This window comes from Myxococcales bacterium (assembly GCA_012517325.1).
Taxonomy (GTDB): domain Bacteria; phylum Lernaellota; class Lernaellaia; order Lernaellales; family Lernaellaceae; genus JAAYVF01.
In genome coordinates this window covers 1-5,275 of sequence record JAAYVF010000090.1, presented here as the reverse complement: position 1 = coordinate 5,275, position 5,275 = coordinate 1, and the positions used below count along the sequence as shown (strand labels likewise).

Annotated in this window: 5 protein-coding genes; 4 read left to right on the top strand and 1 reads right to left on the bottom strand. The window is 55.3% G+C overall.

Annotation, left to right across the window (positions count from 1 at the left end; translation table 11 throughout):
* The first annotated feature begins 263 nt into the window (after positions 1-263).
* The 4 genes from GX444_16195 to GX444_16180 all read left to right on the top strand — a co-directional run bounded on the left by GX444_16195 (position 264) and on the right by GX444_16180 (position 4,801).
* Positions 264-1,649, top strand: coding sequence for a hypothetical protein (locus GX444_16195; protein ID NLH50120.1), 1,386 nt, complete (start codon positions 264-266; stop codon positions 1,647-1,649).
* A gap of 378 nt (positions 1,650-2,027) precedes the next feature.
* Positions 2,028-3,050, top strand: coding sequence for a radical SAM protein (locus GX444_16190; GenBank protein ID NLH50119.1), 1,023 nt, complete (start codon positions 2,028-2,030; stop codon positions 3,048-3,050).
* An 88-nt stretch (positions 3,051-3,138) separates the two neighbouring features.
* Positions 3,139-3,870 (top strand): ATP-binding cassette domain-containing protein, encoded by a 732-nt coding sequence (locus GX444_16185; protein NLH50118.1) that lies wholly within the window; start codon positions 3,139-3,141, stop codon positions 3,868-3,870.
* Between the two features lies 1 nt (position 3,871).
* On the top strand, positions 3,872-4,801 hold the full coding sequence (locus tag GX444_16180; protein ID NLH50117.1) for a SufBD protein: 930 nt from the start codon (positions 3,872-3,874) through the stop codon (positions 4,799-4,801).
* A 19-nt stretch (positions 4,802-4,820) separates the two neighbouring features.
* On the opposite strand, the gene GX444_16175 is transcribed toward GX444_16180, so the two are convergent.
* Complete coding sequence (locus tag GX444_16175) at positions 4,821-5,030, bottom strand: dodecin domain-containing protein (protein NLH50116.1); 210 nt, start codon at positions 5,028-5,030, stop codon at positions 4,821-4,823.
* Positions 5,031-5,275 lie beyond the last annotated feature (245 nt).

Genomic DNA, 5,275 nt, shown 5'->3' with positions numbered 1-5,275 from the left:
TGTGAGAAATTCCGACGGTGGTCGAAGGATGGAGTTAAATAATGCTCCAGAAATTCCAATTTGTAGATACTGTCCCTCTAAATCCATCGGAAATCCGAAAAGCGAAAAGCGGTGGGAGATAAGTAATGTGTCCCCGGAATTGCCGGGAGATAAGTAATGTGTCCCCGGAATTGCCCCCCGGAATTGCCCCGGAATTGCACCCGGAATTGCCCTCAAAACAGGAGGAGGAATGTATCTGTTGGAGGGATTTGGAAAGGTGCCAAATGCGGATCATTAAGGCAATAATTGTCATTATTTTCATTGTCTGCGCACCGGCGAGGGCCGAGAAATACCTCGGCTTGGACGAGGGGCTCTATATAGTTCGATATGATGAAACGGGCTACTGCGAAGGGTATTGGGGGCCTTTTGGTGAAATCGAAGCGGCAACAATCAGTCCAAACGGTGAGAATATTTACATTCTTTCAAAAGACAGCAGTCGGGCCGACGGTAGCAAATATTTGCAACGGATCGATGCCGACGGAACAATTATATGGAAAAACGAGATCAATCTAGACTTCGCCCAAGATTTGGAACTGGTTGCCGGCGACAATGGAAATGTGGCGATGCAATGCTATCGAAATGACTTTTATTCGATCAGGGTTTATGACGCATTGGGAAACGAGGCTTGGGAAAAAACATTCAGCGACGAAGGGCAGATATATATCAAGAAGATGTTCTACCATTCGTCGGGAGACCTTATCATCATTCTTCTCAGGGACGAATCCCTCCAGCAGCAGTCAATCCTAATCCGGCAATACGACCAGCAGGGTAACAAGAAATATGCTTTCGAAATCAATGATTCTCAGTTCGCGGGTATCGCGACGGATGAAGCAGGAAATCTATATGTCGCTTCTTATTCTGAAGTAGAAAACGCTAAAAAATATCTGGTCGCTAAAATCGATACAGACGGCCAGGAAGCCTGGAAAATCGAAATGGCGTTGCATGCGACGAGTAATTTTTTCTTTGTTTTGGACTACACAACAGGTTTTAGGTTTTACCAGGAAGATGATGAGCTACTTTTTGTGGGTATGGACACGAAGGTCACCGATTCAAAGATCAACGCGGGAGAGTTTATCGTCGCCTCGATATCCACCGATGGCGAAATCTCGGAACAACATAGTATATGGATCGAAGACTGCATTTTTATCGGTGAACTTTCGTGGGGGGACGATCGGAATATCACGGTGGAATATTACAATTATGAAAGAGTAGTTCTATCGAGGATCGATTCATCAAACGGAGCCGTTCTTTGGTCGTGGGACGAGAATGAACAGAGGGACCAGCAAGGATATTCGATCCAAAAAACCTTTCTGGAACGCGACAAGACCTATTTGTTTGGCAGTTATGGCGATATCTATAATGACGAGGGCACCAGGGGCCGGAAAAAGGTATTTTACCTGGTCTATGACCTGAATGGCCAATTGGAAGTCGACCGGACTCTTCCGATCATGCCAACGCACAATGCTTTTCTCGGGCAGACTGGATCCATGGTTTCCAGCCGTGGAGAGATTTTTCTGCAGGTGAATTCCGTCGAACGCGTGTATCCGGAAAACGATAAGCCGACCGGGGAGGATGACGACGATGGCCGGGTCGGCGGCTGCGGCTGCTGATTCGTCCGCCCGCTAACGCATCCAAACACCGCTTCCGCTCGGCATGGCCATCGATCCTAGCGGATCGAAGACCATGGCACCCCGAAATGAATCGCACCCTTCGATATGGATAACGTACAATTTCTTTCACACTTTTAGATACTGAAAGAGTCCTCGAATCGGTTGAAGGTTGAGTTTCCCCCAACAACCAAATGACTGAAGAAGGGCTCTATGGAGATGAGGGTATCGAAAAATGCTGTTCGGATTTTTCAATCTTTCGATCACGGCCGTGGCTCTTCACGCCAAGACCGTGACGCCCGAACAACTATCCACGACGACTGGAAATGATTGCTGACCGCGATATACTGAAATCGGCAACCGTAAAACACCGGGAGATTCATGAGCGGCCTCGACCCGACCCGATTTCTCTGGCGGCCGAATGACGGCCTGCCGTGGTTCATCAATCTCTGCGTGACCTCGCGGTGCAACCTGCATTGCCTGGGTTGCCGCGCCGGTTTGCATCCCGCTCAGGAGCCCTCGCCCGCCGATCTGCGGACCTTTCTCGACCGGCTGGCCGCCTGGCTGCCCCGGCCGCGGCGCGTCATTCTGACCGGCGGCGAACCGTTGCTTTACCCGCACCTCGAAGAAATCGTCGCCCATGCCGCCGGTCTGGGTTTTCTGCCGACGATCAACACCAACGGCTCGCGATTGACGGCCATGACGGTCGACCGGCTCGCCGGAGCGGGGCTGGCGATCCTCAACGTGTCGCTCGACGGCATCGGCGAAACCCACGACCGCTTGCGCAACGGTCCCGGGCTCTACCAAGGCGTCATGGATATGTTGCAATACCTGACGCACCACTCGGCCCTGACGGTCGGCGTCGTTTCGACGATCAACCGGATCAACGCGGCCGAACTGCCCGCCCTGACCCGACACCTGGTGAAAAATTTCCGCCTGCACTCGCATCGGTTTCAGGCCGTCGTCCCGACTCTGTGGCAACCGTGGTCCAACGATTTCTTCACAACCGACCCGTTGTGGCCGCGGGAGCCACGGGATCTGGAAACCGTTCTGACGACGCTGGAGCAACTGACCGAACTGCGGCGGCAGGGCTTCCCGATCGACAACGACCCGTCGCAATTCGCCCTGTGGCGCGAATATTTCACCGACCCGCTGAAATTCCTGGCCGACCGCCCCTGCCCCCTCGGCGACGACAATCTGATCGTTCTGGCCGACGGCGGCGTCACCGCGTGCGATCTCTGCGGAAGAATCGGCGAGTTGCGCGACGACCCGCGAACGCTTTGGTTTTCGCCTGGTGCGAAGCGCTTTCGCGAGCAGATGCGCGATTGCAAAAAACCATGCAATTACCGGATCAATTGCAGTTATACCCCTTCCCTGTCCAACGAATCGACACCCGCGAAATAAAATATCCGCCGGGGCGGAGATTTCCCGCTGCGAAACCGGGCGACAGGACTTATCTTTTTCTCTACCGTCCAAAAAAGGAGCGTGGCCGATGGGCATTCTGGAAATCCGGAATTTGACGATGGCCTTCAACGGGAAAAAGATTCTGAACAATCTTTCCATCGACTTTTGGGAAAATCACGTCCATGCCCTGATCGGCCCCAACGGCGCGGGCAAATCGACATTGGCCGGCACGATCATGGGTTTGCCGGGCTATGAGAACTACACCGGCGATATTTATTTCGCCGGCGATTCGATCAAATCCCTGCCGGTCGACGAGCGGGCGCGGCGGTTGCGCATGACCCTCGCCTGGCAGGAACCGGCGCGCTTTGAAGGTTTGTCGGTACATAAATTCATTGCCGCCGGAGCCCGCGACAAATCCACGCGCCATGTCGGCGAAATGTTGGATCTGGTGGGCTTGGATCCGTCGAGTTACCTCGCGCGCGCGGTCGATAAAACCCTGAGCGGCGGCGAGCGGAAACGGATCGAGCTGGCCTCGATCCTGGCCATGGAACCGAAACTGGTCCTGATGGACGAGCCCGATTCGGGGATTGATGTCGAGGCGCTGGAGCGCATCTTCGCGGCCATTAAAATCCTCAAATCCGGCGGCGCGACGATCATTCTGATCACGCACAGCATGGCCGTGCTGCAGCAGGCCGAACACGCCTTCCTGATGTGCTGCGGCCAGCTGATCGACCAGGGAGCGGTGGATAAAATCCAGTTGCGGTTCAACAACCATTGCCGGCCCTGCGACCACCCGAACCTACCGCTGGCGGGAGAATGACATGTCGATCGACGACACCATCCGCGAGATTTTCGAATCCATCAACCTGGATCATCACCTGCCCGACGACGTGGCGCACGTGGAGATCAACCACAACCGGGTGCTCGGCCTGCATCTCGTTCCCGGTTTGGAAATCACGGCGACCGAACTGCCCGACGGCATCGAGGCGAATCTGCGCGTACTGGCCGGAGTGAAAATCGCCAAGCCGGTTCATCTGTGCTTCGGCATGCTGGCGGACGCCGGCGTGCAGCGCATTCTCATGCACGTCCAACTCGAGGATGGCGCCGAGATTTCGATTACCGCACATTGCACCTTCCCGAACGCCGTCGACGTGCAACATTTGATGGACGCCGACATTCATATCGGCAAGGGGGCCCGCTACACCTATTTCGAGCGGCATGTTCATGGACCTAGCGGCGGCGTCCACGTCGTTCCGAAGGCAAAGGTTTTCGTGGGCGAGGACGCGCGCTTCAAAACCGAATTCGAGCTGATCAAGGGGCGCGTCGGGAAGATGGAAATCGACTACGAAACCGTCTGCCAGGCGCGCGGCGTGGTGGAGATGACGGCTCGGGTCAGCGCGACGAAAAACGATACGCTCATCATCCGCGAGTCGGCCCATCTCGCCGGCGAGGGCGCACGCGGGTTGCTCAACACATATATCGCCGCCCGCGATCAGTCCCGCGCGGAAATCTACAACAATCTGATCGCCTCGGCGCCCTTCGCGCGCGGCCACGTGGATTGCAAGGAAATCGTTCAAGGCGAGGCCGTGGCCCTCGCGGCGCCGATCGTCGAGGTGCGCAACTCCAAGGCGCATGTCACACACGAGGCGGCCATCGGCAGCGTGGATTCCAAACAATTGCAGACGCTTCTGTCACGCGGTCTGAGCGAGACGGAGGCCACCGACCTGATCATCGAAGGGCTGTTGAGCTGATGGCGGGGTTCGCTTCCGGTCAGTCTTCTACTTTGAACGACACCTTGACGCGCGCGCGGTAGGCGACGACCTGGTTGTTGAGCACCTTGAGATCCAGCGAAACGACCTCGGCGATGCGCATGTCTTTGTATTGGTCGGCGGCTTTTTCCACGGCGTTTTTCGCCGCTTCTTCCCATGATTTCTCGGAAGTCCCGACCAATTCGATCATCTGGTAGACACTGGGTTTCATCCACTACTCCGGTTGAATTTCACTCGCGATGCAAAATCCCCGTTCCAGTCCCTCTGACGGCAGGTTAATCAGTCCTGCCGCTTCTGACAAGAGGCGCGACGGCGATGTTTATACTTAGGCAATATGTCCCCTCAACTGTGCAGCAAAAATGTCCCCTTGGTTACGTAGAGTTCGGAGCCGAGGCCTGATAGACCCACGTCCAGTTGGTTGTTCCCTTTCGATTTTCCGTTTTGCATCGGGCTTTG